This is a genomic window from Thermomonas sp. HDW16 (genome assembly GCF_011302915.1).
GTDB lineage: Bacteria > Pseudomonadota > Gammaproteobacteria > Xanthomonadales > Xanthomonadaceae > Thermomonas.
In genome coordinates, this window is record NZ_CP049872.1 from 1,486,222 (window position 1) to 1,509,923 (window position 23,702).

At 64.7% G+C, this 23,702-nt stretch carries 20 protein-coding genes and 4 tRNA genes; 23 read left to right on the forward strand and 1 reads right to left on the reverse strand.

The features are described 5' to 3' along the window. The first annotated feature begins 4 nt into the window (after positions 1-4). The 21 genes from sdhA to cysN all read left to right on the forward strand — a co-directional run bounded on the left by sdhA (position 5) and on the right by cysN (position 20,258). Positions 5-1,792: a succinate dehydrogenase flavoprotein subunit gene (gene sdhA / locus G7079_RS06895; protein ID WP_166056603.1), complete on the forward strand. Its 1,788-nt coding sequence runs from the start codon at positions 5-7 to the stop codon at positions 1,790-1,792. Between the two features lie 15 nt (positions 1,793-1,807). Beyond that, positions 1,808-2,596 carry a succinate dehydrogenase iron-sulfur subunit gene (locus tag G7079_RS06900; protein ID WP_166056604.1) on the forward strand — a complete coding sequence of 263 codons (789 nt, stop codon included), beginning with the start codon at positions 1,808-1,810 and terminating at the stop codon, positions 2,594-2,596. A gap of 8 nt (positions 2,597-2,604) precedes the next feature. Beyond that, positions 2,605-2,856, forward strand: a complete 252-nt coding sequence (locus G7079_RS06905) for a succinate dehydrogenase assembly factor 2 (protein WP_166056605.1) — start codon at positions 2,605-2,607, stop codon at positions 2,854-2,856. A gap of 157 nt (positions 2,857-3,013) precedes the next feature. Beyond that, the gene (locus G7079_RS13410; protein ID WP_240906136.1) at positions 3,014-3,259 is read left to right on the forward strand and encodes a hypothetical protein; all 246 of its coding nucleotides are present in this window, start codon (positions 3,014-3,016) and stop codon (positions 3,257-3,259) included. A gap of 22 nt (positions 3,260-3,281) precedes the next feature. Further along, positions 3,282-4,541, forward strand: coding sequence for a lipoprotein-releasing ABC transporter permease subunit (locus G7079_RS06915; RefSeq protein WP_166056607.1), 1,260 nt, complete (start codon positions 3,282-3,284; stop codon positions 4,539-4,541). Next, on the forward strand, positions 4,534-5,241 hold the full coding sequence (lolD, locus tag G7079_RS06920) for a lipoprotein-releasing ABC transporter ATP-binding protein LolD (RefSeq protein ID WP_166056608.1): 708 nt from the start codon (positions 4,534-4,536) through the stop codon (positions 5,239-5,241). Before G7079_RS06915 ends, lolD begins: the two co-directional genes overlap by 8 nt. Positions 5,242-5,325: 84 nt before the next feature. Further along, positions 5,326-7,737, forward strand: coding sequence for a DNA internalization-related competence protein ComEC/Rec2 (locus G7079_RS06925; protein ID WP_166056609.1), 2,412 nt, complete (start codon positions 5,326-5,328; stop codon positions 7,735-7,737). A 27-nt stretch (positions 7,738-7,764) separates the two neighbouring features. Beyond that, complete coding sequence (locus G7079_RS06930; protein WP_166056610.1) at positions 7,765-8,406, forward strand: MotA/TolQ/ExbB proton channel family protein; 642 nt, start codon at positions 7,765-7,767, stop codon at positions 8,404-8,406. 10 nt (positions 8,407-8,416) lie between these two features. Then, on the forward strand, positions 8,417-8,863 hold the full coding sequence (locus tag G7079_RS06935) for a biopolymer transporter ExbD (RefSeq protein WP_166056611.1): 447 nt from the start codon (positions 8,417-8,419) through the stop codon (positions 8,861-8,863). Further along, complete coding sequence (gene msbA / locus G7079_RS06940; protein ID WP_166056612.1) at positions 8,860-10,608, forward strand: lipid A export permease/ATP-binding protein MsbA; 1,749 nt, start codon at positions 8,860-8,862, stop codon at positions 10,606-10,608. Before G7079_RS06935 ends, msbA begins: the two co-directional genes overlap by 4 nt. Continuing rightward, entirely contained in the window at positions 10,605-11,621 is a 1,017-nt protein-coding gene (lpxK, locus tag G7079_RS06945) for a tetraacyldisaccharide 4'-kinase (protein ID WP_166056613.1), read from the forward strand. Before msbA ends, lpxK begins: the two co-directional genes overlap by 4 nt. A 7-nt stretch (positions 11,622-11,628) precedes the next feature. Next, a complete protein-coding gene (kdsB, locus tag G7079_RS06950) occupies positions 11,629-12,423 on the forward strand; it encodes a 3-deoxy-manno-octulosonate cytidylyltransferase (protein ID WP_166056614.1) in 795 nt (264 codons plus the stop codon). Positions 12,424-12,434: 11 nt separating this feature from the next. Beyond that, complete coding sequence (locus tag G7079_RS06955; RefSeq protein ID WP_166057871.1) at positions 12,435-12,902, forward strand: low molecular weight protein-tyrosine-phosphatase; 468 nt, start codon at positions 12,435-12,437, stop codon at positions 12,900-12,902. 25 nt (positions 12,903-12,927) lie between these two features. Continuing rightward, the gene (gene uvrC, locus G7079_RS06960; RefSeq protein ID WP_166056615.1) at positions 12,928-14,811 is read left to right on the forward strand and encodes an excinuclease ABC subunit UvrC; all 1,884 of its coding nucleotides are present in this window, start codon (positions 12,928-12,930) and stop codon (positions 14,809-14,811) included. Continuing rightward, positions 14,808-15,392 carry a CDP-diacylglycerol--glycerol-3-phosphate 3-phosphatidyltransferase gene (pgsA, locus tag G7079_RS06965; protein ID WP_166056616.1) on the forward strand — a complete coding sequence of 195 codons (585 nt, stop codon included), beginning with the start codon at positions 14,808-14,810 and terminating at the stop codon, positions 15,390-15,392. Before uvrC ends, pgsA begins: the two co-directional genes overlap by 4 nt. A 23-nt stretch (positions 15,393-15,415) precedes the next feature. After that, positions 15,416-15,490: transfer RNA gene (locus G7079_RS06970), tRNA-Gly, on the forward strand. A 60-nt stretch (positions 15,491-15,550) separates the two neighbouring features. Beyond that, a tRNA-Cys gene (locus tag G7079_RS06975) sits at positions 15,551-15,624 on the forward strand. Positions 15,625-15,706: 82 nt separating this feature from the next. Continuing rightward, positions 15,707-15,793: transfer RNA gene (locus G7079_RS06980), tRNA-Leu, on the forward strand. A 15-nt stretch (positions 15,794-15,808) separates the two neighbouring features. Further along, positions 15,809-17,434: an FMN-binding glutamate synthase family protein gene (locus tag G7079_RS06985; RefSeq protein ID WP_166056617.1), complete on the forward strand. Its 1,626-nt coding sequence runs from the start codon at positions 15,809-15,811 to the stop codon at positions 17,432-17,434. Positions 17,435-17,463: 29 nt separating this feature from the next. Further along, positions 17,464-18,375: a sulfate adenylyltransferase subunit CysD gene (gene cysD, locus G7079_RS06990; protein ID WP_166056618.1), complete on the forward strand. Its 912-nt coding sequence runs from the start codon at positions 17,464-17,466 to the stop codon at positions 18,373-18,375. Then, a complete protein-coding gene (gene cysN, locus G7079_RS06995) occupies positions 18,375-20,258 on the forward strand; it encodes a sulfate adenylyltransferase subunit CysN (protein ID WP_166056619.1) in 1,884 nt (627 codons plus the stop codon). The genes cysD and cysN overlap by 1 nt, the downstream gene beginning before the upstream one ends. 57 nt (positions 20,259-20,315) lie before the next feature. Here cysN and G7079_RS07000 read toward each other — a convergent pair. Further along, positions 20,316-20,390, reverse strand: a tRNA-Val gene (locus tag G7079_RS07000). A 182-nt stretch (positions 20,391-20,572) separates the two neighbouring features. Here G7079_RS07000 and G7079_RS07005 point away from each other — a divergent pair. Continuing rightward, positions 20,573-21,316, forward strand: coding sequence for a polysaccharide biosynthesis/export family protein (locus G7079_RS07005; RefSeq protein WP_166056620.1), 744 nt, complete (start codon positions 20,573-20,575; stop codon positions 21,314-21,316). A gap of 47 nt (positions 21,317-21,363) precedes the next feature. Further along, positions 21,364-23,652 carry a polysaccharide biosynthesis tyrosine autokinase gene (locus G7079_RS07010; RefSeq protein ID WP_166056621.1) on the forward strand — a complete coding sequence of 763 codons (2,289 nt, stop codon included), beginning with the start codon at positions 21,364-21,366 and terminating at the stop codon, positions 23,650-23,652. Positions 23,653-23,702 lie beyond the last annotated feature (50 nt).

A 23,702-nucleotide genomic window follows, 5' to 3' on the forward strand; every position in this document is an offset into this window, starting at 1 on the left:
CACGATGTCCGCTTACAAGATCACTGAACACCAATTCGACATGATCGTGGTCGGGGCCGGTGGCGCCGGCCTGCGCGCCACCTTCGGCCTGGCCCAGAAGGGCCTGAAGACCGCCTGCATCAGCAAGGTGTTCCCGACCCGCAGCCACACGGTCGCGGCGCAGGGCGGCATCTCTGCCGCACTCGGCAACATGGGCGAGGACGACTGGCGCTTCCACTTCTACGACACCATCAAGGGCTCGGATTGGCTGGGCGACCAGGACGCCATCGAGTACATGTGCCGCGAGGCGATCCCGGCGATCATCGAACTCGAGCACCAGGGCGTGCCGTTCAGCCGCACCGACGAGGGCAAGATCTACCAGCGTCCGTTCGGCGGCATGACCACGCACTACGGCAAGGGCATCGCCCAGCGCACCTGCGCTGCCGCCGACCGCACCGGCCACGCGATCCTGCACACCCTGTACCAGCAGTCGCTGGCGCACGAGGCGCAGTTCTTCATCGAATACTTCGCACTCGACCTGATCATGGACGAGGACGGCGCCTGCCGCGGCGTGCTCGCGCTCGACATGGCCGAGGGCACCTTGCACCTGTTCCGCGCGCAGGGCGTGGTGCTGGCCACCGGCGGTTACGGCCGCGCGTATTTCAGCGCGACGTCCGCGCATACCTGCACCGGCGACGGCGGCGGCATGGCGTTGCGCGCCGGGCTGGCGTTGCAGGACATGGAGTTCGTGCAGTTCCATCCCACCGGCATCTACGGTGCCGGCTGCCTGATCACCGAAGGCGTGCGCGGCGAAGGCGGCATCCTGCGCAATAGCGCTGGCGAGCGCTTCATGGAGCGCTACGCACCGAACGCGAAGGACCTGGCATCGCGTGACGTCGTGTCGCGTTCGATGACCATCGAAATCCGCGAAGGCCGCGGCGTGGGCGAGCACAAGGACCACATCTTCCTCGACCTCACCCACCTCGACCCGAAGGACATCCACGAGAAGCTGCCCGGCATCGCCGAGAGCGCGCGGATCTTCGCCGGCGTGGACGTGGAGAAGGAACCGATCCCGGTGATCCCGACCGTGCACTACAACATGGGCGGCATCCCCACCAACTACCACGGCGAAGTGGTGCAGCTGAAGAACGGCGATCCCGATGCCGTGGTGCCGGGCCTGTACGCCATCGGCGAGGCCGCCTGCGTGTCCGTGCACGGTGCGAACCGTCTCGGTTCGAACTCGTTGCTGGATCTGGTCGTGTTCGGTCGTGCGGTGGCCAATCGCGCCGCGGAGACCATCACCCCGGGCGCAGCGCAGAAAGACCTGCCGGCCGATGCCTGCGACAAGGCGCTGGCCAACCTGGACAAGCTGCGCAACGCGCACGGCAGCACGCCGACCGCGGAAATCCGCAACAACATGCAGCGCGCGATGCAGCGCGATGCGGCGGTGTTCCGCACCGGCGAAACCCTGGCCGAAGGCGTCAAGGCGATCCGCGACATCAATGCCAGCTTCGCCGACGTCAAGGTCAACGACCGCTCGCTGGTGTGGAACTCGGACCTGATCGAAACGCTGGAGCTGCAGAACCTGCTGGGCCAGGCGCTGACCACGATCGTCAGTGCAGAAAACCGCACCGAATCGCGCGGCGCGCACGCTCGCGAGGATTTCCCGGATCGCGACGACGCCAACTGGCACAAGCACACCGTGTGCTCGGTGGACGATGCCGGCAACACCCACATCGACTACCGCCCGGTGCACATGTACACGCTCAGCAGCGATGTTGACGTGGTGCCGCCGAAGCCGCGCGTTTACTGATCGGGAGCACACACGATGGCCGAATTCACCCTCCCGAAGAACTCGCAGATCCAGAAGGGCAAGCACTTCCCGGCGCCTGCGGGCGCGAAGAAGCCGCGTACCTTCAAGGTCTATCGCTGGAATCCCGACGACGGCATGAACCCGCGCGTGGATACCTATGACGTCGACCTGGCCTCCACTGGGCCGATGGTTCTCGACGCGCTGATCAAGATCAAGAACGAGATCGACCCCACGCTGACCTTCCGTCGTTCCTGCCGCGAGGGCATCTGCGGTTCCTGCGCGATGAACATCGACGGCACCAATACGCTGGCCTGCACCAAGGCCATCGAGGATTGCGGCAAGGGCAACAGCGAAGTGCCGATTTACCCGCTGCCGCACATGGAAGTGGTCAAGGACTTGGTTCCCGACCTGACCCATTTCTATGCGCAGTACGCATCGATCAAGCCCTGGCTGCGCACGCAGACCGCCGCGCCCACCCGCGAACGCCTGCAGTCGAAGGAAGACCGGGCCAAGCTCGACGGCTTGTACGAGTGCATCCTGTGCGCCTGCTGCAGCACCAGCTGCCCCAGCTACTGGTGGAACGGCGAACGCTATCTCGGTCCGGCGATCCTGTTGCAGGCCTACCGCTGGATCATCGACTCGCGCGATGAAGACACCGGAAGCCGCCTGGACGACCTCGAAGATCCGTTCAAGCTGTACCGCTGCCACACCATCATGAACTGCGCGCGGACTTGCCCGAAGGGGCTGAATCCGGCCAAGGCCATTGGCGAGATCAAGAAGTTGATGCTCGAGCGTCGCGTCTGACAGACGCGATGGAAGCGGACGAAGTCGAACTGCGAAAACTGCGCTGGCGTTGCCGGCGCGGCATGCGCGAGCTCGACCAGCTGCTGGAACGCTGGCTGGATCGCGAATGGCGGCAAAGTCCTACCGCGCAGCGCGAGGTGTTCCTGCAGCTGCTGGACACAGAAGACGACAAGCTCTGGCGTTGGTTCCTTGGCCATGAAGTGTCGTCCGATGTCGAAATCGCGGCGCTCGTCGATCGCATCCGCTCCCTGCCGCCTTGAGTGGCGGCCTTCGCGCTGGCTGGGCGCGATGCTGTGGTCGTTGGCCTTCCTCGCGCCGTTATCGCTGATTGCCTCGGATTTGCCGCGTATCGCGGCTTGGCCGCTTGCATTGGTGGCATGCGGATGGGCCATCCATGATGCCAGGCGATACCGGGCGATGCCGCCCCGACAGCTGGTGATTCCCGCAGGACGCGGTACCGCCACCTGCGATGGCGAACGGATCGACGACCTGCAGCTTGGTTGGCGCGGTCCGCTGGCTTTCCTGCGTTGGCGCGATGGGGAAGGCCGCCGGCAGCGCGCCTCGCTGTGGCCAGATCGGTTGCCTGCCGGAATGCGGCGTGAACTGCGGATTGCCATGCAGCGCCGCGAAGCTGCATCGGACAGTGCATCGATGGCAGGATAGGCGGCCAAACCAAGGGTCCTCGATGTTCAAACCCGTCCCCGTCGCCATCGGCCTGCGCTACCTGCGCGCCAAACGCCGCAACGGCTTCATTTCCTTCATCTCGCTGGCCTCGATCCTGGGCATCGCCTTGGGCGTGACCGCGCTGATCACCACGTTGTCGGTCATGAGCGGGTTCCAGCGCGAGATCCGCGACCGCATGTTGCAAATGGCCGCGCATGCCACGGTCAGCGGCTACGGCGAACCCTTGCAGGAATGGCAGCGGGCGGTGGATGTCGCGTTGAAGGATCCGCGCGTGGAAGGTGCCGCGCCCTACATCGAGAAGGAAGCCTTGATCCTCGGCAGCAACAACCAGCCGGCGCTGTTGCGTGGCGTGGAGCCGGGGCAGGAAGAAAAAGTTTCCGTGATCGGCCAGAAACTGGTGCAGGGCAAGCTGGCGGATTTGCAGCCCGGGAGTTTCAAGATCGTGCTCGGGCGCGAACTGGCCGTATGGCTGGGCGTGAGCGTGGGCGATGACGTGGTCGTCATGCTCGCCGACTATCGAAACACGCCGATGGGCGGTGTCCAGACCCAGAAGCGATTCGTGGTCAGCGGCATTTTCGAAGCCGGCTACAACGAATTCGACAAGGGCCTGGCCGTGGTCAACCTGCACGACCTGCAACGCCTGCTGCGGATGGGCGATGGCGTGACCGGCGTGCGCCTGAAGATGCAGGACATGGACCAGGCCTTCAACGTGGCGCGCGACATCGCCACCAAGCTGCAAGCAGGGTCGCCCAGCAGCGGCTTCCGCGTCAGCGACTGGACCCAGGACAATGCCAACCTGTTCCGCGCGTTGAAGATGGAGAAGACGGTGATGGCGATCCTGCTGTCGCTGATCATCGCGATGGGTGCCTTCAACCTGGTCTCCTCGCAAGTGATGCTGGTCACCGACAAGCAGGCGGATATCGCCATCCTGCGCACGTTGGGTCTGACCCCGCGCCAGGTCATGCAGGTGTTCATGGTGCAGGGCAGCCTGATCGGGGTGATCGGCACCGTGGCTGGTGTTGTCGGGGGCATCCTGCTGACCCTCAACCTGGATCGCATCCTGAGCGCCATCGAATACGTATTCGGCGTGCAGCTGCTGCCCGAAGACGTCTACTACATCACTGGCCTTCCGACCGACCTGCAGGCGTCCGACGTGACCACCATTGCTTGCGTGGCCTTGGCGATGGCGTTCCTGGCCACGCTGTATCCGGCCTGGCGCGCGGCGCGTACCGCGCCTGCGGAGGCGCTGCGTTATGAGTGAACAGATGTCTGAAGAAGTGATCCGCGCGGAGCAGCTCGGCAAGACCTATGCCGAAGGCGACCTGCATACCAAGGTGTTCGACGGCCTCGATTTCCGCGTGCAGGCCGGCGAGACCGTGGCCATCCTCGGTGCGTCCGGCGCCGGCAAGAGCACCTTGCTGCACCTGCTGGGCGGGTTGGACGTACCCAGTGCCGGCGAAGTGTTCGTGGCCGGGCAGAAGATGAGCGCCTTGTCCGATGCCGAGCGCGGCCGCCTGCGCAACCGCGCGCTGGGGTTCGTTTACCAGTTCCACCACCTGTTACCGGAATTCACCGCGCTGGAAAACGTGATGATGCCGGTGCTGTTGGCTGGCAAGGCCGTGAACGAGGCGCACAAACGCGCGCAAGACCTGCTGGAATCGGTCGGACTTGGCCATCGCCTGCGACACAAGCCGGGCGAGCTGTCGGGCGGCGAACGCCAGCGTGCTGCTGTCGCGCGCGCGCTGGTCAATACTCCGGCCTGCGTGTTGGGCGATGAACCTACCGGCAACCTGGATGAAAAGACCGCTGCGAATGTGTTCGCGCAGATGCTGGAACTCAATCGCGCGCAGCGCACCAGCCTGGTGCTGGTGACCCACGACCGCAGCCTGGCGCGCAAGCTGGATCGGGTGCTGGAGCTGCACGAGGGCAAGTTGCGCGAATTGGCCGCGCACGAGGTCTGACGCCCGCCCGCATCGGGATTCCCTGACCCGTAGCAGCGTACAGCGCTGATCGCCTGCTGTCGGCTTGATGTCGATGCTGGCGACATGGCGATCAGCATTCCGATTTCCGCCCGCCGAGCATGGTCTTGGCCGCAGATCCGCGTGGCTGCAGTGCCCGCACTGTCCGGGCCGGCCTGCGCGACGGCGCTACTGGCTGGCATCGGTGCCTGCCTGGCTTTGCCGTGGCTGCCTGCGTGGCCGCTGCTCGCGCTGGCGCTGTTGGCGGGGATCGGCATCGCGTGGCGTTGGCGCGAAGCGCGTGTCGCGGGCGTGTTGCTGTTCGGTTTCGGGTTCGCCGGTTTGCATGCAACTTACGCGCTGCATCAGCAGATTCCGCTGACGTTGGAGGGCAAGCCGAACACCATCAGCGGGCGCATCGTCGATCTGCCGTTGCACGAAGCGCGCCGTACCCGTTTTGAATTCGTGGTCGATGGCGATGCCGGGCAGCCTGCCGATTTGCGCGGAAAACGCTTGCGACTAGCCTGGTTCGACCAGGATCCGAAAGCGCGCGCAGGCCTGATCGCCGGAAGTCGCTGGCAGCTGCAAGTGCGGTTGCGCGCGCCGCAGGCATTGCGCAACCCGGGCGGCAACGATGGCGAGAAACAGGCCATGGCCGCGCGCATCGCCGCCACCGGTTATGTGCTGGAACCGGCATCGGCGCAACGATTGGCGCCAGCGGCCGGCATCGATGCCTGGCGTGAGCGCACCAGCATGCGCATTGCCGCGATGGCCGCGCCTTCGTCGCGCTTCATCCGCGCGCTGGCGTTGGGCGATACCCGCAGCCTGAGCGACGAGGACTGGTCGCGGTTGCGCGCGGCTGGATTGACCCATCTGATCGCGATCTCCGGCTTCCACGTCGGCTTGGTCGCGGGTTTCTTCGCCTTGCTGGCGGCTGCGGTCTGGTGGGCGTTTCCCGGTCTGTGCCGCTTCGTCCCGCGCCCGTTCGCGGCGGGTTTCGGCGCGGTTGACGGCGCCTTCGCCTATGCAGCGATGACCGGCTTCGCGCTACCGACGTTGCGCACTGCGGTGATGATCGCAGCATTGGTGGCCGCGCGTTGCCTGCGTCGCCGGCAACGACTGGCGGACACGCTTGCGCTGGGTTGTATCGCGCTGTTGCTGCTGGATCCACTGTCGATATTGGGTGCCGGATTCTGGCTCAGCTTCGCCGGCGTGGCGTGGCTGCTGTGGTGCCTGCCGGCGGAGCAGGGGCCACGGCGTTGGGCGATGGTGCACGGCTTCGTCGCGGCGCAGGCGGTGGCGACGCTGGGCCTGTTGCCGTTGACGGTGATGCTGTTCGGACAGGCTTCGTTCGCCGGGCCCTTGGCCAATGTGGCGGCAGTGCCGTGGTGGAGCCTGGTGGTGATTCCGCTGGCCTTGCTCGGCGTGCTGGCCGACAGCGTGCACGCAGGCTTCGGCATGTGGCTTTGGCAAGCGGCGACCTGGGCGTTCGACCTGTTGTGGCCGGTGCTTGCGCGCATCGCCGACAGTCCGCTGGCGATGGCCTGGCTGCCGGAAGCGCGCTGGTACGCGCTGCCCTTGGCGTTGCTGTCCGCATTCTGGTTGATGCTGCCGCGCGGCGTGCCGGGCAAGCCGTTGGCGCTGCTGCTGTGGTTGCCCTTGCTGTGCCCGCCACGCGATTTGCCGAAGCGGGGCGAGGCCGAACTGGTGGTGATCGACGTGGGGCAGGGCTTGTCGGTGCTGGTGCAAACCGCGCATCACAGCCTGCTCTACGACACGGGGCCGGCCAACGAAGACGGTTTCGATGCCGGCGAACGTGCGGTCGTGCCGGCGCTGCATGCGCTGGGTGTGAGCGCGCTGGACGCCGCAGTGCTCAGTCATGGCGACAACGACCATGCCGGCGGTTGGGGCGCAGTGGACAGGGCCTTTCCGGTGGCCGCATTGCTGGCGCCTATCGGTAGCCCGGCGCCGGGGATCGTCAATTGTGTCGCCGGGCAAACCTGGGAATGGGATGACGTGCGTTTCCGCATGTTGCATCCGACACCGGACTTTCCCTATCTGGGCAACGAGGCCAGCTGCGTGCTGCGCGTCGAGACCGCGCATGGAAGCGCATTGCTGGCGGGCGACATCGGCCACTACGTGGAACGTGCGATGCTGCATCGCGATGCCGACCGCATGCGCAATGACGTGGTGATCGTCCCGCATCACGGCAGCGCTGGCTCGTCGGATCCCGAGTTCATCGCCGCCACCGGCGCGCGATTGGCGGTGGTGTCGTCCGGCGCGGGCAATCGTTTCGGCCATCCGAAACCGCAGGTGGTGCGGCGCTGGTGCGATGCCGGTGCGGAAGTCGTGGACACCGCACGCGCCGGCGCGGTACGGGTCTGGCTGGGCGGTGACGGCCTGCAACTGACCGAACGGCGCAGCGACAAGTCGCGATTATGGGATGCCGCGCGGCGGCGGCATGGAACGGCTGGGCTATGCTACGCACCGGAGTCGTAACGGCCATGCAGGCCGAAGGATTGACGCGTGCTGGAACTGATCCGCGCCGGTGGCTGGCCGATGATCCCGCTGTTGCTGCTCTCGGCCATCGCGCTGGCGATCATCGTCGAACGCTTCTGGAGCCTGCGCCGCGACCGCGTGCTGCCGCCCGGGCTGGGCGACGAAGTGCGCGCCTGGGTGGCGCGCGGCAAGCCGCTGGATCCCGCGCATGTGGATTCGCTGCGTTCGAATTCGCCATTGGGTGCGTTGCTCGCGGCTGCGCTCGATGTCCGCGATCGCGGCCGCGAGGTGATCCGCGAGCGGGTCGAGGATGTGGGCCGCCATCTCGTGCACCGGATGGAGCGCTACCTCAACACGCTGGGCACGATCGCCGCGGCGGGGCCGCTGCTGGGCCTGTTCGGCACCGTGGTCGGCATGATCGAGATGTTCCTGGGCATCCTCGACCACGGCATCGGCGATGCCAACCAGCTGGCTGGCGGCATCGGCAAGGCGTTGGTGTGCACCGCGACCGGCATGTTGGTCGCGATCCCGGCGCTGGCGTTCCATCGTTATTTCCGCGGGCGCATCGCCGGCTACATCGTCGACATGGAGCACGAGGCGATCCGCCTGATGGACGTGCTCGATGCCGCACCCGCGCCGAACGCGCCCGCGGCGAAGTCGACGAACTGAGGCGCTACGCGTGCGTATCCAGGACTTCCGCACCGACGACACCCCGGAGATCAACCTGATCCCGTTGATCGACGTGCTGCTGTGCCTGCTGATCTTCTTCGTGGTCACCACCACCTTCGATGCGCGCTCCGTGCTCAAGCTGGAATTGCCGCGCGCGGACGGCCAGCCGGCGGACGTCAAGACGCAGCCGCTGAGCGTGCTGATCAACGCGCAGGGCCGCTATTTCGTCGGTGATCGCGAAGTGCTGCGTACCGACGTGGAATCGTTGAAGCAGACCCTGCGCGATGTCGCCGGCGAAGATCGCGAGCGCGTGGTGCTGATCCGCGCCGACGCACGCACGCCGTGGCAGGCGGTGATCACCGTGTACGACGCGCTGGGCCAGCTCGGTTTCCGCCGGATCGCCAATGCGACCGCGCCACAGACCGGTAAGCCGAATGCCGGGGCCGCCAAGCAGTGAGCGAGATCGGAACATCCGCCACCTACAAGCGCCTGCGTCAGTACGCCAAGCCGTATTGGGGGCTGATCGCCGTCGGCATGCTGGGGATGGCGCTGGAAGCGGCGGCCAGCGCCGGCACGCTGAAGTTGCTCGGGCCCATCGTCGACAACATCTTCGTCGAGAAGAATTTTAGTTATTGGCTGCCGGCCGGCTTGGTGCTGCTGCTGCTGGCGCGCGGCCTGTTCGGACTGGTTGCGGACTACACCATCGCGCGCTCCGGGCGCGGCGTGGCGCGCGATTTGCGCATGCAGCTGATGGACAAGTACCTGCGCCTGCCCGGCGCACGTTTCGACACCGAGCCGGTGCCGTCCATGCTGACCCGGCTCGGTGCGGACAGCGAACAGGTGGCGCAAGCGGCGGTCGATGCGCTGAAGGTGATGGTCAGCAACACGCTGGGCATCATCGCCACCCTGGGGATCATGTTCTGGACCAGCTGGCGGGTCTCGCTGGTCTTGCTGCTGTTGGCGCCGGTGATGGCATGGATGATGGGCAAGGTCGGCAAGCGTTATCGCCGGCTCAACCATTCGATCCAGGAGTCCGCGGCCGACATGCTGCAGACCGCCGACCAGGCCCTGAACGCCCAGCAGGACGTGAAAGCCTATGGCGCGCAACCGGCGGAGATGGCGCGCTACGGCGTGCAGACGCTGAAGAACTTGCGCCTGGCGCTGAAGATCGAAGTCACCCGCGGCACCTTGTCGATGCTGGTGCAGGGGCTGGGCGCGGTCGGCGTGGCGGTGATGCTGGTTGCGGCAGGCATGGAGGCTCAGAAGGGACGACTGACCGCCGGCGACTTCATGACCCTCATGACCGCGATGGTGAGCCTGGTGCCGATGCTGCGCCAGCTCACCAATGTGCAGAGCATGCTGCAGCGTGGCATCAGTTCCGCGGATCGATTGTTCTCGGTGATGGATGCGCCAAGCGAACGCGACGAAGGCATGCGCCCGCTGCAACGCGCGCAGGGCCTGATCGAATTCAAGGACGTCGATGCGCGCTACGAAGGCCAGGACGCGCCGGCGCTGCACGGCATCAGCTTCATCGCGAAGCCCGGTACGGTGACCGCCATCGTCGGTCGCTCCGGCAGCGGCAAGTCGACGCTGGTCAAGTTGATCCCGCGTTTTTACGAGGCCGAACACGGGCAGATACTGCTTGATGGACAGCCGCTGGCGGACTATCCGCTACAAGACTTGCGCCGGCAGATTGCCATCGTCGGTCAGCAGGTGATGTTGTTCGACGGCAGCGTGGCCGATAACGTGGCTTATGGCGAACTGCAAGATGCAGCACGGGAGCGCATCGATTCCGCCGTGCGTGACGCCAACGCGATGGAATTCGTCGCCAAGCTGCCGGAGGGCGTGGACACCCATATCGGTGCCAAGGGCGGCAAGCTTTCCGGCGGTCAACGCCAGCGCCTGGCCATTGCCCGTGCGATGTTGAAGGACGCGCCGATCCTGATCCTGGACGAGGCCACCGCAGCGCTCGACAACGAATCCGAACGTCTGGTGCAGGACGCGCTGGCGCACCTGATCCCGGATCGCACCACGCTGGTCATCGCGCACCGACTCTCGACCATCGAACATGCCGACCAGGTATTGGTGCTGGACGGCGGCCGGCTGGTGGAGCAGGGCACGCACGCGGAATTGCTGGCACGTGGCGGGCTGTATGCGCACCTGCACGCGATGCAGTTCCGCGAAGGCAACGCGGCCACATGACCCGCAGGCGTTTGCCGCAAACCCCGGCGTACTGGTATGACGGCAGCATGCCGCCGTGGCCTGCGCGTATGCTGTCCGCGTTGTACGCCAGCGTTACCGCATTGCGCCGCAAGGCGTATGGCCGAGGCTGGCTGCGCAGCCGGCCGGCGGGTGCGCCGGTGATCGTGGTGGGCAACATCACCGCCGGCGGCACCGGCAAGACGCCATTGGTGATTGCGCTGGTCGAACGTTTGCGTGCACAGGGCTGGACGCCGGGCGTCGCCAGCCGCGGGCATGGCCGCGAAGATGAAGCGACCCCGCGTTGGGTCGATGCCGGCAGCAATGCCGCGCAGGCCGGCGACGAGCCTCTGCTGATCGCACGCGGTACGGGTGCGAAGGTGCGCGTGGATCGCGATCGCGTTGCCGCCGCGCGTGCACTGGTCGCCGCTGGCTGTAACGTGATCGTCTGCGACGATGGTTTGCAGCATTACCGACTGGCCCGCGACATCGAGATCGAAGTGCAGGACGCACGTCGCCGCTACGGCAATGGCCGCCTGTTGCCAGCGGGCCCCTTGCGCGAACCGGTGGAGCGCGCGGCGGATTGCGATTTCCGCGTGTTGAACCTCGGCACCACCAGCGAGGGTGAGGTGCAGCGTGAAGCCGGCTTCGGCGAATGGCCGATGCGCCTGCAGGTCGGTGCAGCACAACCCTTGCTTGGCGGCCGGCCGCAGCCGTTGTCCGCCTTCGCCGGGCAACGCGTGCACGCCGTGGCCGGGATCGGCGATCCGGAACGGTTTTTTTCGATGCTGCGGGAAGCCGGCATCGCGGTGGTGCCGCATGCCTTCCCCGACCATCACGCCTACCAGGCAGCGGATTTCGACTTCGGCAGCAAGTTGCCGATCCTGATGACCGAAAAGGACGCGGTGAAATGCGCCGGTCTTGTCGATGCCATGGCGTTCATGGTGCCGGTGCAGGCGCGGTTGCCGGAAGCGTTCTGGATCGCATTGCTGGATCGGTTGCCGGCTCGGCCATAATGGCCGCATGAGCGCTCCCGATTTCGTCGTCGCCATTCCCGCGCGTTACGCGGCTTCGCGCCTGCCGGGCAAGCCGCTGCGCCTGATCGGCGGCGAACCGATGGTGTTGCATGTCGCCCGTCGCGCGCTCGCCGCCGGTGCGCGCGAGGTGTGGGTGGCGACCGACGATACCCGCATCGCCGATACCTTGCAGGGCAGTGGCGTGCAGGTGGCGATGACCTCGGCCGCGCACCAATCGGGCACCGACCGCCTGGCCGAGTGTTCGCGCATCGCTGGTTGGGACGACGACACCATCGTGGTCAACCTGCAGGGTGATGAGCCCTTCGCGCCGGCCGACGGCATCGCTTGCGTGGCGCGTACCGTTGCCGACAGCGGTGCCGGCATCGCCACCTTGGCCGCGCCGATCGGCGATATCGAAACATTGCTCGACCCGAACGCGGTGAAAGTGGTGTTGGCCGATAGCGGCGATGCGCTGTATTTCAGCCGCGCGCCGGTGCCGTGGCCGCGCGATGCCTTCGCGACGCATGCTTCTGAAACGAAGCGCGACGCGATGCCGGAAGGCCGTTGGCTGCGACACATCGGTATTTATGGCTATCGCGCGTCTGCCCTGCGCGCATTCGCGGCACTGCCGGCGGGGACGTTGGAGCGCACCGAGTCGCTGGAACAGTTGCGTGCGCTGGAGGCAGGTTGGCGGATCGCGGTGAACCTCGCTCCATCGCCTTTTCCTCCGGGCGTGGACACGCCGGAGGATCTCGAGCGCGCTGAGCGCAGGTACCAAAAGCGGGAAAGGACTCGCACGTAATGGCAAGGAAGCTGGGTGTATTGATGGTCTGCCTGGGCAACATCTGCCGCTCGCCGATGGCGGAAGGCGTGCTGCGCGCGCGGCTGGAGGAAGCGGGGTTGGCCGACAAGGTGCGGGTGGATTCGGCGGCGACTGGCCGCTCGCATATCGGCCATGCGCCGGATGAACGCGCCATCGCCTGCGCGGCCAAGCACGGCATCGACATTTCCGCGCAGCGCGCACGCGCCCTGGAAATCGCCGATTTCGACGAGTTCGACTTCATTCTCTGCGCGGATCGCACCATCCTGCACGATGCGCGCGTGCGCAAGCCGCGTACGTCGCATGCGGATGTCGAGCTCTTGCTGGAATGGAGCGGCGTCGGCAAGAAGGACATCCCCGATCCGTATTACGGCGACACCCGCGATTTCGAAAAGGCCTTCAAGCTGGTCGATGCGGCGGCGCTGGGCATGGTCGAGCGCATCCGCCAGGGACGTTTCTGAGCCGCGCGGGCATGGACGGGCGCGAATGAGCAAGCGCAAGACCGACGCCGCCGTGCCGGAGTTCGACGGCAAGGCTGTTGCCGCTGCCATGCCCGCAGCGCCAGGCGTGTACCGGATGATCAATGCCGATAGTGGCGTGCTCTATGTCGGCAAGGCGCGCGCGCTGCGCAACCGCGTCGGCAGCTATTTCAACGCCACCCCGAAGTCGACCCGGATCATGGCGATGCTGGCGCAGGTGGCGCGCATCGAAGTCACCGTCACCCGCAGCGAGGCCGACGCGCTGCTGCTGGAAAACCAGCTGATCAAGTCGCTGGCGCCGCGCTACAACGTGATGCTGCGCGACGACAAGAGTTACCCGTTCGTGTTGCTGACCAGGGAGGAATGGCCGCGCATCGCCTTCCACCGCGGGCCGCGCGCGATCCCGGGGCGTTACTTCGGCCCGTACCCGAGCGCGGTGTCGGTGCGCGAAACGCTCAACCTGATGCACAAGCTGTTCCGCCTGCGCAGCTGCGAGGACAGCGTGTTCAAGAATCGCAGCCGGCCCTGCCTGCAGCACCAGATCGGTCGCTGCAGCGCGCCCTGCGTGGGGCTGGTCGACGCCGGCGATTACGCCAATGCGGTGCGTCGCGCTGGCCTGTTCCTCGATGGGCGCAGCGAAGAACTCGGCGATGAACTGACCGCGGCGATGCAGCGGGCCAGCGACGAGCTTGAATTCGAGGCGGCCGCGCGCCTGCGCGACCTGATCGCCACCATCCGCAAGCTGCAGACGCGGCAATACGTCGATGGACGCAACGCCGATCTGGATGTGCTGGCGGTGGCGATGCAGGGCGCATCGGCCTGCGTGCTGTTGCTGGCGTTCCGCGATGGCCGCAACCTAGGCACGCGTGCCTTCTTCCCCAAGACCAATGGCGAGGACAGCGCCGCCGAGGTGTTGGCTGCATTCGTCTCGCAGTACTACGCGGAACAGCCGCCACCAGGGGAAATCGTGCTCGATCGCGATATCCCGGAGCGCGAACTGATCGAACAGGCGCTGGCCGAACATGCCGGCCGCAAGGTCGAGTTGCGCAGCAATGTGCGTGGCGAACGCGCGGCGCACCTGGACCTGGTCAAGCGCAACGCGGAGCTGACGCTGGCGACCGAACTGACCAGCAGCAGCGCGCAACAGGCACGGGTGGAAGGGCTGCGCGAGTTGCTGGGCCTGGCCGAGGCACCGAAGCGAATCGAATGCTTCGACATCAGCCACACCATGGGCGAGGCGACGGTCGCCTCCTGCGTGGTGTTCGATGCGGCCGGCCCGGTACGCAACCAGTACCGACGCTACAACATCGCCGGCATCGAACCGGGCGACGACTATGCCGCCATGCACCAGGCGCTGCAACGGCGTTTCCGCCCGGTCGCCGAGGGCGAGCCGGATGCGGTACTGCCGGACGTGCTGCTGATCGATGGCGGCGCGGGGCAGGTGGCGCAAGCGCAGGCTGTATTGCAGGAAAGCGGCGTGGCCGGGGTGGCATTGGTTGGCGTGGCCAAGGGGCCGGCGCGTAAAGCCGGCGCGGAAACCCTGTTGCTGCTGGATGGGCGCGAAGTACAGCCGGGGGCAGCTTCGCCCGCGCTGCAACTGGTGCAACAGGTGCGCGACGAGGCCCATCGCTTCGCCATCACCGGCCATCGCGGCAAGCGACAGAAGGCGCGCAACAGCAGCCGGCTGGAGGAAATCGCCGGGATCGGTCCGCGCCGGCGCGCGGCCCTCTTGCGGCATTTTGGCGGTCTGTCAGGATTGAAGGCGGCGGCGGTGGACGATATCGCCAAGGTCGAAGGGGTCAACCGTGCGCTCGCCGAGCGTATCTGGGCTAGCCTGCACGGGTTGGAGCAGGGCGGAGCGGAGCGGGGCGGGGTGCAGGAGCAAGGATGAAACTGACGATACCTACATGGCTAACCCTGGCGCGGATCGCGATGATCCCGGTGCTGGTGATCGTCTATTACCTCGATTACCGCTGGACGAATATCGCCGCGACCGTGATCTTTGCCTTCGCCTCCATCACCGATTGGCTGGATGGCTGGATCGCGCGCCGTTACCAGCAATATTCGGTGTTCGGTGCCTTCCTGGATCCGGTGGCGGACAAGTTGATGGTGTCGACCGCATTGGTGATCACCGTGCAGCACCACCACACGGTGTGGATGGCGCTGTGGGCCAGTGTGATCATTGGCCGCGAGATCGCGGTCTCCGCCCTGCGTGAATGGATGGCCGAGCTCGGCCAGCGAGCGAAGGTGGCGGTGGCCACTGTTGGCAAGGTCAAGACCGTGGTGCAGATGGTCGCACTGGGCTTCCTGCTGTATCGGGAACCCCTGCTGGGAATCCCGGTGTTCCTGTTCGGCGAATGGTTGCTGGCCGCGGCCGCGATCCTCACCCTGTGGTCGGGCTACGAGTATGTGCGTGCCGCATGGCCTGTGTTGCGGGCGCAGGAAACAAAGGGTGTTGACACTCCGGAATGAAGCCGTAAAATGGCGGGCTCAACGCGGGAATAGCTCAGTGGTAGAGCACGACCTTGCCAAGGTCGGGGTCGAGGGTTCGAATCCCTTTTCCCGCTCCAGGTTCAGACGAAGCCCCGTACGCGGGGCTTCGTTGTTTCAGTAAGATGTAACCGTCATCCGGCCGGGTGGCAGAGTGGTTATGCAGCGGACTGCAAATCCGCGTACGCCGGTTCAATTCCGACCTCGGCCTCCATCATTCCGATGGAATCTGGAAACCCCGCTCCGGCGGGGTTTTTCTTTGGGCGATGCCAAGCGTGTCGTAAGCTTGCGTGCAAGCCTGGGTGGCGAAACCGGTAGACGCATCGGACTTAAAATCCGCCGGCCGCAAGGCCATGAGGGTTCGAGTCCCTCCCCAGGCACCATTCACCGGAGATGCTGTGTCCCGTTACGTCGCTTACATCACCAGTCTTGCCTTGACCTTGGTGGCGTTGTCGTTGGTACGTCTGCATCCGGGTTGGTGGTGGGGCGTCGCGGCGTTCGGTGGCCTGTCGCTGCTGGGCACGCTTGATCTCCTGCAGCGCAGGAGCACCCTGCGCCGCAACTATCCGATCCTGGCGCATTTCCGCTACGGGCTGGAATCGATCGGCCCGGAAATGCGGCAGTATTTCATCCAGTCCGATACCGCCGAGGTGCCGTTCTCGCGCGAGCAACGCGCATTGGTGTACCAGCGCGGCAAGGGCGTCAGTGACGTGCGTCCATTCGGCAGCCTGCACGATCCGTACGCGGTCGATTACGAATGGATCAACCATTCGATCGCACCGGCAAGCGTCGCCTCCGCCGATTTCCGCATCACCATCGGCGCAGGTCGCGCACAATCGTATTCGGCGAGTGTGTTCAACATTTCGGCGATGAGTTTCGGAGCGCTGTCCGCCGCGGCGATCCGTGCGTTGAACGCGGGGGCGAAGCGTGGCGGCTTTTACCACGATACCGGCGAGGGCTCGATCTCGCCCTATCATCGCGAGGCCGGCGGCGACCTGGTCTGGGAAATCGGCTCGGGCTATTTCGGTTGCCGCAACGATGCCGGTGGCTTCGACGAAGAACGCTTCACCGCCAACGCGCGCGATCCGCAGGTGAAGATGATCGAGGTGAAGCTGTCGCAGGGCGCCAAACCGGGCCATGGCGGTGTGTTGCCGGCAGCAAAGGTGACCGCCGAGATCTCGGCCACGCGCGGCGTGCCGATGGGTTGCGATTGCGTGTCGCCGGCACGGCATACGGCGTTCTCGACGCCGCTGGGATTGCTGCAATTCGTCGACAGGTTGCGCGATCGTTCGGGCGGCAAGCCCACCGGCTTCAAGCTGGCCATCGGCCATCCCTGGGAATGGTTCGGAATCGCCAAGGCCATGCAGGAAAGCGGCATCACCCCCGATTTCATCGTGGTCGATGGTGCCGAGGGCGGTACCGGTGCGGCGCCGGCCGAGTTCATCGATCATGTCGGTGTGCCGATGCACGAGGCCTTGATGCTGGTGCACAACACCTTGGTGGGATTGGAATTGCGCGACCGGATCAAGATCGGCGCGGCCGGCAAGATCACCAGTGCGTTCGACATCGCGCGCACGCTGTCGATGGGCGCGGACTGGTGCAACGCTGCGCGCGGCTACATGTTCGCGCTGGGTTGCATCCAGTCCATGAGCTGCCACACCGACCGCTGCCCGACCGGAATCGCCACCCAGGATCCGAAACGTTGGAAACGGCTGGACGTGCCCGACAAAGCCAGCCGCGTCGCCGAATTCCACGAAAACACCTTGCACGCCTTGCGCGACTTGTTGTGCGCGGCGGGGCTGGAACACCCCGACCAGCTCGGCCCGGAACACATCTTGCGGCGGGTGTCGCCGACCCAAGTGCGTTCGTTGCGTGCGCTGTACCGCTTCCTTGAGCCGGGCGAACTGCTAGGTGGGCGTATCCCGGAGCACGCGGTGTTCCAGGATTTCTGGCAGGCCGCCCGCAGTGATGCCTTCATGCCGCCCGAGAATGTCCTGCGCCTGCGCTCCGGCAAGAGCAGCTGATACTCTGCGCGATCATTGAAACGCATCGCATGACCTTGAACGCAGCACTTTCACATCTCGACCGGCTGGAAGCCGAAAGCATCCATATCCTCAGGGAAGTCGCGGCCGAATTCCGCAATCCCGTGATGCTGTATTCCGTCGGCAAGGACAGCTCCGTGCTGCTACACCTGTTGCAGAAGGCGTTTTATCCCGCGCGCGCGCCAATTCCGCTGCTGCACGTGGATACCGGCTGGAAGTTCCGCGAGATGATCGCGTTCCGTGATCGTCGCGCCGCGGACACCGGCATCGAGCTGCGCGTGCACACCAATCCCGAGGGCGTGGCGCAGGGCATCGGCCCGATCACGCATGGCGCCACCGTGCATACCGACGTGATGAAGACCCAAGCGCTGAAGCAGGCGCTGGACAAGTGGGGCTTCGATGCCGCTATCGGTGGTGCGCGCCGCGACGAGGAAAAATCGCGGGCGAAGGAACGCATCTTCAGCTTTCGCAACGCGCAACAACGCTGGGATCCGAAGAACCAGCGGCCCGAGTTATGGAACCTCTACAACACACGCGTCCACAAGGGTGAATCGGTGCGCGCGTTCCCGATCAGCAATTGGACCGAGCTCGACGTCTGGCTGTACATCTACCGCGAGAACATCCCGGTACCGTCGCTGTATCTGGCGCAGGAACGCCCAGTGATCGAACGGGATGGCGCGCTGATCCTGGTCGACGACGAACGCCTGCCGCTGCATGAAGGCGAAACCCCGGTGCTCAAACGCGTGCGCTTCCGCACCCTGGGCTGCTATCCACTGACCGGCGCGATCGAGTCCGAGGCCGACACGCTGGAGAAGATCATCGCCGAGATGCTGGTGGCGACGTCGTCGGAACGGCAGGGACGGGTGATCGACCACGATCCCACCGCCTCGATGGAGAAGAAGAAGCAGGAGGGCTATTTCTGATGAGCCTCCATGATGCAAACGCGCAGGTCGCCGCCTGCCTGCAGCAGCATGAAACCAAGGGTCTGCTGCGCTTCATCACCTGCGGCAGCGTGGACGATGGCAAGAGCACCCTGATCGGGCGCCTGCTGCACGATACGAAACTGCTGTTGGACGACCAAGTGGCCGCACTGGAATCCGACAGCCGCAAGCACGGCACCCAGAACGGCGAACTGGATTTCGCGTTGCTGGTCGATGGCCTGTCCGCCGAGCGCGAGCAGGGCATCACCATCGATGTGGCCTACCGTTTCTTCGGTACCGAGCGGCGCAAGTTCATCGTCGCCGATTGCCCCGGCCACGAGCAGTACACCCGCAACATGGCCACGGGCGCGTCCACTGCCGACCTTGCCGTGGTGCTGGTCGACGCGCGCAAGGGACTGCTGACGCAGACGCGCCGGCACAGTTACATCGTTTCGCTGCTCGGCATTCGCCATGTCGCGCTGGCGGTGAACAAGATGGATCTGGTGGGTTATGACCAATCGGCGTTCGACGCCATCGTCGATGACTACCGTGAACTTGCCGCGCAGCTCGGCATCCCGCACGTGCAAGCGATCCCGCTGTCGGCATTGAAAGGCGACAACATGATTTCGGCATCGAGTGCGATGCCGTGGTACGTGGGGCCGTCGCTGCTCGAATACCTCGAAACCGTGCAGGTCGAACCGGTATCGGCCGACGCTGCATTCTGCCTGCCGGTGCAATGGGTCAATCGACCGAACCAGGATTTCCGCGGCTTCGCCGGCACGGTCGTCGGCGGGCAAGTCGCGGTGGGCGATGAAGTGGCGGTGCTGCCTTCGGGTCGGCGCTCGACCGTGGCGCGCATCGTCACTGCCGATGGCGACCTCGCAAACGCGAGCGATGGGCAAGCGGTGACGCTGACGCTGGCGGACGAAATCGATGCCAGCCGCGGCGATGTGATCGCGGCAGCAATCGACCCGCCGGAAGTCGCCGACCAGTTCGCTGCGCACCTGCTGTGGATGGGCGATGAGCGCCTGCTGCCGGGGCGGCCGTACCTGCTGAAGATCGGTGCCCGCACCGTGGGTGCGTCGGTCACCGAGATCAAGCACAAGATCGATGTCAACACGCAGGAACACCTGGCCGCCAAGCACCTCGAGCTCAACGAGGTCGCCTACTGCAACCTGCACCTCGACCAGCCGGTCGCGTTCGAGCCGTACGCGCGCAACCGCGCGCTCGGCGGTTTCATCCTCATCGACCGCCAGAGCAATGCCACAGTTGCCGCCGGTACCCTGGATTTCGCCCTGCGCCGTGCCGGCAACATCCACTGGCAGCACATGGACGTGGACAAGCAGGCGAGGGCGCGGATCAAGCACCAGCAACCACGCTGCCTGTGGTTCACCGGTCTGTCCGGCGCCGGCAAGTCGACCATCGCCAACCTGGTCGAGAAGAAGCTGCTGGCGATGGGACAGCACACCTACCTGCTGGACGGCGACAACGTCCGCCATGGCCTGAACAAGGATCTTGGTTTCACCGACGAGGATCGCGTGGAGAACATCCGCCGCGTGGCGGAAGTCGCGAAACTGATGACCGATGCCGGCTTGATCGTGCTGGTCAGCTTCATCAGCCCATTCCGCGCTGAACGCCAGATGGCACGCAGCCTGTTCGGCGAAGGCGAGTTCCTGGAAGTGTTTGTCGATACGCCGCTGGCCGAGGCCGAACGACGCGACGTGAAAGGCCTATATGCCAAGGCGCGAGCAGGTCAGTTGCGCAACTTCACCGGCATCGATTCGCCTTACGAAGCTCCGGAGCATCCGGAACTGCACCTGCAGGCTGATCGCTCAAGCCCGGTCGAACTGGCTGAACAGGTGATCCAGGCACTGATCGCGGACTAGCCTGGCTAGCGCAATTGCGCAACGAAAAAGCCGGCGCAAGGCCGGCTTTTTCGTATCTGGTGGGCGGTGCAGGGTTCGAACCTGCGACCCTTGCCGTGTGAAGGCAATGCTCTACCGCTGAGCTAACCGCCCGTGGGCCGCGCATTGTACAGGATCGAAGCCCTTGGGCAATGGTTGCCATGGATACGCGTTGATCCAATGCTGATCGCGTCTTTTTGCCAGTGAAGCACGTTCATGTTCAGTCCCTGATGTTGCGTGCCACTGCGACTACTGTCGGTTGGCTTGTGGCACAACATTTGCAAGGCATAATTGGGATGGATTTCAAGGAATTGCCGATGCGCTTTCGCTGGTTTCATACATGGACGGCCCTGTTTCTGACCTGCTGCATGCTGGCGGCATGTGCATCTGGAGGTGGTTCGCCTGGAACCACCGTGTCCGGGAAGCAGGGAGTTCCGCTTCCGGCACCGGACACCACCAGTGCGTCAGGCTCCTACCAAGGCGCCTCCGACTACCGCATAGGTGCGCAGGATTTGCTGGCCATCAGCGTGTTCGGCGTGCAGGAACTGAACAAGGAAGTCCGGGTGAATTCCAACGGGCAGATATCGCTGCCGCTGATCGGTGGTGTGATGGCCGGTGGACGCACCATCCCCGAGTTGGAGGCTGACCTCGCCAGGAAGTACGCGGACGGATACCTGCAGAAGCCGCAGGTCAGCGTGTTTGTCAAGGAATTCACCAGCCAGAGGATCACCTTGGAGGGTGCGGTCGCCAAGCCCGGTATTTATCCGATCACCGGCAAGACCAGTCTGCTGCAGGCAATCGCCTTGGCCGGGGGCATCGACGACAAGACCGCCGATCTTGCAGGTGTCGTGTTGATGCGGCAGATCAACGGCAAGCGCATGGCTGCCGCGTATGACCTGCGTCAGGTTCGCAAAGGGATTGCTGACGATCCACAGATCTATGGCGATGACATCATCGTCGTCGAGCAATCGGCCAGCAAGACCGCGTTCCGCCGTTTCATCGAATCGGTGCCAGCACTCGGCATCTTCACCTTGCTCTGATCGTACGAGCTGCTTCGCCCCTTCTCCACGAGTGCCATTCGATTCCGATGACTGACGAGCACCTGCCCACCGGCCCAGCCGACGACCGAGACCGCCTGCCCGCGCAACTGCAACAAGACGCACGGCGCGATCTCGTAGCCGTCCACAGTCAGGGAGGGGCATTGAACCTCGACTTGCTGGATGAGCGCCGTGATACCGATCCCGACGAAATCGATCTGCGTGCCTATTGGCATATTCTGGTCAAGCGGCGTCGGCTGATTGCGAGCATCGCTGCGGCCACGGTCGCTGCAGCCATGCTGGTCACTCTCATGACTCAACCTCAATATCGCGCGTCGGCGTTGATGCAGGTTGAAAAAGAGGGGCCGCCGATCATCGCCACCCAAGGCGCAATGCCGTACTACGATGGCTGGGATCCGGAGTTTTTGAATACCCAGTACGAACTGCTGCGCAGTCGTGCATTGGCCGAACGCGTTGCCAACGAATTGAACCTCAGTGGTCAAACGCTCGATAGCCTCGACGATCCTGGTTGGGTGGCCAGGGTGATGGCGTTGCTTCGCCCCGCGCAAAAACCCAAACCGGCGTCCGAGACGCCGGCAACATCAGGCAAAGCCGAAGAGTTGCTCAAGCGGGCTACGGGGGTTATCCAGGGTGGCTTGAGCGTGGCGCCGGTCAAGGAATCACGCTTGGTGCGCTTGGATTTCGATAGTGCGGATCCGGCCTTCTCGGTGCGAGCCGTCAATGCGGTCGCCGAAGGATTCATTGCCTCCACATTGGAACGGCGCATGGGCACCACGTCCTACGCCAAGACTTACCTCGAAGACCAGCTGGCCCAGACCAAGAGCAAGCTGGAGGAGTCGGAAAGCAAACTCGTCAAATTTGCCCAGCAAGAGGGCTTGGTCAACACGGGTGTGGAAGGGACTTCGTTGGCTACCCAGAACTTGACGGAGTTGAATGCGTTGCTTGCGGAGGCCCAAAGCCAGCGTATCCATGCGCAAGCACGCTGGCGCCAAGCTTCCGGGGGTGGTCAGCTGCCGACGGAAATACTGGCTTCATCCAGCGTCGGCACGCTTCGGCAGCAACGCGCCGGGTTGCAAAGCCAATATCAACAGAAACTCCAGACCTTCAAGCCGGACTATCCGGAAATGGTTCAGCTGAAGGCGCAGATCGATGCTGCCAACCTTGAACTCGATGCCGAAATGGGGCGCTTGCGTGCCTCGGTCAAGGCCGAGTACGACGCAGCAAGTTCCAATGAGGCGATGCTCAAAGGGCAGATCGCGAACCTGCGTGGACAGGCGCTCGATACCGACAGCCGCAGCATCCAATACAATATCCTCAAGCGTGAGGCTGACACCAACCGTCAGTTGTACGACAGCCTGTTGCAGCGCTTCAAAGAGGTTGGCGCCGCAGGCGACGTGCGGACCAACAACATCTCGATCATCGATCGTGCACAGCAGGGGTCGCGTTTCAAACCGAACCCATCCAGGAACCTTGCAATGGGCCTGCTCGCGGGCCTGCTGCTGGGCGTGTTGCTGGCGTTCGTGCTGGAGTTCCTGGACGATACCCTCAAGACAGCGGAAGACGTCGAGCAGAAGTTGCGGCTGCCAGTGCTCGGGATAATTCCGAAACTCGAACCGAAGCAGACCGTGGCTGCCGCCGCAAGCAACCCGCAGTCGGCCTTCTCCGAGGCCTACCGTTCGGTACGTACCGCGCTGCAGTTCGCAACGGACCATGGCGTGCCGCGTTCACTGGTGATTACGAGCCCATCGCCTGGCGAGGGCAAGTCCACGACCGCTCTTGCCTTGGCCCGCAATCTGGCCCAGCAAGGGAGGCGCGTACTCTTGGTGGATGGCGATTTGCGCAATCCTTCGCTGCACAAGAGCATGGGCATCAAGGCAGAGCTTGGCCTTAGCAACCTGCTGGCTGGCGCGTGCAGCTTTTCTCAAGCGGTGCTGCCTTCCGGAGAGGAACGGCTGGAGATCATCCTGTCCGGCCCTTTACCGCCGAATCCGGCCGAACTGCTCTCGGGATCCAAACTGATTTCGCTGTTGGCGGTTGGTGCAGAGCGTTACGACCACATCATCGTCGATGGCCCTCCCGTGCTGGGCCTTGCAGATGCGCCGATCCTGGCGAATGCGGTCGAAGGTACATTGCTTGTCGTCACCTCAGGCAAAACCCGGATCAGCACGGCACAGCAGGCCGCGAAGCGATTGATGGCCGCACGAGCACGCCTCAACGGTACGTTGCTCACCAAGTACGATGCGAAGTCCACGGGCTATGGCTACCACTACGATGCCTACTACGCGTATGGACACAATCCGAGGCTGGGCAAGGGCTGACGATGTCGCGCGCAAGGGGAGATGCGCTGGAATGGGCCCTTGCCTTGGCA

Excerpts from the sequence above, each read along its gene's own strand:
- sdhA (WP_166056603.1), top strand. The coding sequence starts at position 5 with ATGTCCGCTTACAAGATCACTGAACACCAATTCGACATGATCGTGGTC.
- G7079_RS06900 (WP_166056604.1), top strand. The coding sequence starts at position 1,808 with ATGGCCGAATTCACCCTCCCGAAGAACTCGCAGATCCAGAAGGGCAAG.
- G7079_RS06905 (WP_166056605.1), top strand. The coding sequence starts at position 2,605 with ATGGAAGCGGACGAAGTCGAACTGCGAAAACTGCGCTGGCGTTGCCGG.
- G7079_RS13410 (WP_240906136.1), top strand. The coding sequence starts at position 3,014 with ATGCCGCCCCGACAGCTGGTGATTCCCGCAGGACGCGGTACCGCCACC.
- G7079_RS06915 (WP_166056607.1), top strand. The coding sequence starts at position 3,282 with ATGTTCAAACCCGTCCCCGTCGCCATCGGCCTGCGCTACCTGCGCGCC.
- lolD (WP_166056608.1), top strand. The coding sequence starts at position 4,534 with ATGAGTGAACAGATGTCTGAAGAAGTGATCCGCGCGGAGCAGCTCGGC.
- G7079_RS06925 (WP_166056609.1), top strand. The coding sequence starts at position 5,326 with ATGGCGATCAGCATTCCGATTTCCGCCCGCCGAGCATGGTCTTGGCCG.
- lpxK (WP_166056613.1), top strand. The coding sequence starts at position 10,605 with ATGACCCGCAGGCGTTTGCCGCAAACCCCGGCGTACTGGTATGACGGC.
- kdsB (WP_166056614.1), top strand. The coding sequence starts at position 11,629 with ATGAGCGCTCCCGATTTCGTCGTCGCCATTCCCGCGCGTTACGCGGCT.
- uvrC (WP_166056615.1), top strand. The coding sequence starts at position 12,928 with ATGAGCAAGCGCAAGACCGACGCCGCCGTGCCGGAGTTCGACGGCAAG.
- pgsA (WP_166056616.1), top strand. The coding sequence starts at position 14,808 with ATGAAACTGACGATACCTACATGGCTAACCCTGGCGCGGATCGCGATG.
- cysD (WP_166056618.1), top strand. The coding sequence starts at position 17,464 with ATGACCTTGAACGCAGCACTTTCACATCTCGACCGGCTGGAAGCCGAA.
- cysN (WP_166056619.1), top strand. The coding sequence starts at position 18,375 with ATGAGCCTCCATGATGCAAACGCGCAGGTCGCCGCCTGCCTGCAGCAG.
- G7079_RS07005 (WP_166056620.1), top strand. The coding sequence starts at position 20,573 with ATGGATTTCAAGGAATTGCCGATGCGCTTTCGCTGGTTTCATACATGG.
- G7079_RS07010 (WP_166056621.1), top strand. The coding sequence starts at position 21,364 with ATGACTGACGAGCACCTGCCCACCGGCCCAGCCGACGACCGAGACCGC.